1 protein-coding gene is annotated in these 1701 nt (G+C 57.0%); it reads left to right on the top strand.

The genetic code is table 11. The features are described 5' to 3' along the window. The first annotated feature begins 169 nt into the window (after positions 1–169). Positions 170–1384, top strand: a complete 1215-nt coding sequence (locus ABHR75_RS09880; RefSeq protein WP_346964235.1) for an MFS transporter — start codon at positions 170–172, stop codon at positions 1382–1384. Positions 1385–1701: the final 317 nt, after the last annotated feature.

A 1701-nucleotide genomic window follows, 5' to 3' on the forward strand; every position in this document is an offset into this window, starting at 1 on the left:
AAGATCAACCCCATGGTGCTGATCGTGGCCACCATGGTCGTGGGCATCATCGGCGCGTTCTTCGGCGTGCTGGCGTAAGGGCCCGGCTGCATAGATTTTCGTTGCAACCTGGAAAGGGGATGGAGCAGGCCTATGCCCTCCATCCCCTTTTTGTATAGAAGGAGTTCGTATGTTCGCGAAGGATCGCGAAGCAATGCGCCTGACGCCGGCAGAGGTCAGGCTGATTCTTATTGAGTCCCTGCAGTGGTGCGCCAACAACGCGGTCTACTTTTTGGGGCTTATCGGTGCGGCCACGTATGATCTGGCTGGCACGGCCTTTTTGGTTGCCGCCATTACGCTCGCGCGCAATCTTATGACGTCGGTGGGCAATATAGTGTCGGGTTCGGTCATCGACCGCTTCGGGCCGCGCCGGACGTCGTTTGTGACGTGCGTGATTACGGCGGTGCTATCGCTTGGCGTGGGGTTGGCACCGTTGTCTGTCCCCGGGCTTGTGTTTGCCGCGTGCGTCTTGGGACTTGCGGGCGGCTTTATCAACACCTGCACACATGCGTTTCCGGGATACCTGGAGTCGACCACCGAGGGCCGTACCCGCGTGAACGGCCTCATGGTGTTCTACAGCAATATTGCCTATACCGCTGGCCCGCTGCTCGGTGGTGCCATCGTGAGCTGTTTTGCCACGCAATCGGTCTATCTGCTCATGGCGGGCATGATGGGTGTGGCGGCCGTGCTCTCCTTGGGCTGTCACGAGTGTGTTGCTCCCACAAAAGGGGAGAAGCCGAAGGGCGGTATTCTGGGCGGCATGGCCGAGGGTGCGCGACTTACGTTTCGCGACCACGACCTGCGCCTCATCTTTATCTCGGGCTTTTTGGGTTTCTTTGCGTTTGGCGCGTTCGATTCGCTGGAGTCGTTGTTCTACCGCGATGTGCTCAACGTGGATATCGTCTGGCTGGGCTGGCTGTCCTCGGTCGTGGGCCTCACTTCCTCGGTGGGCGCGTTCATCCTGACCAAGCTTTCTGCTCGCCATGTCAACCTGCGATTGTTGCTCGGCGCGCTCATGGCCGTGGGCATTGGGTCCATGGTGTACGTGGGCACCGATATGCTGGGGGTCGCGATTATCGGTCAGGCGATTAACGGTCTGGCCTGGGGATTCCTGGAACCGCTGCAGATGATCTTGATTCAGGAGCGCGCCGACATCAAATACCTGGGGCGCATTACCGGCTTTGTGCGTTTTGGCCTGATGAGCGCCGGCGTGCTGCCGCTGCTGGCGGCTCCTTTTTTGGCGGAGGCTTTGGGCGTCCAAGCGGTGCTATTTGGGGCATCGACCATTATTGCGCTGGTAGGAACGCTGTTCTTTGTCATACAAGGGAGGCGCCAGAGGTGTTAGCTATACATTCAATTCTAATTTAATACCACTCACCAGAGAATTTCGACCGTTCACCGAGGATTAGAACAGATTGATAAGTGGTATTAAAAACATCTTAGGTGTATGTCTATAATTGGTATCGAAAAGAAACGCGATGTATAGAGTCGCGTGCAGGACAGAAAGGAAAAGCCATGAAGGAAACCGAGAAGATCGAGATCATGCACTTTAGCCAGGAGGGCTATCTCGAGGACGGCAAGAACGTCTACGAGACCGGCAAGAAGATGACCGCGCTCGCCGACAAGGTTGCCGACGAGGGCTACGACGCCGTGTTCCTGATG

Origin of the sequence: Collinsella aerofaciens (genome assembly GCF_039752955.1) — a bacterium.
Classification (GTDB): domain Bacteria; phylum Actinomycetota; class Coriobacteriia; order Coriobacteriales; family Coriobacteriaceae; genus Collinsella; species Collinsella aerofaciens_BI.

Excerpts from the sequence above, each read along its gene's own strand:
- ABHR75_RS09880 (WP_346964235.1), top strand. The coding sequence starts at position 170 with ATGTTCGCGAAGGATCGCGAAGCAATGCGCCTGACGCCGGCAGAGGTC.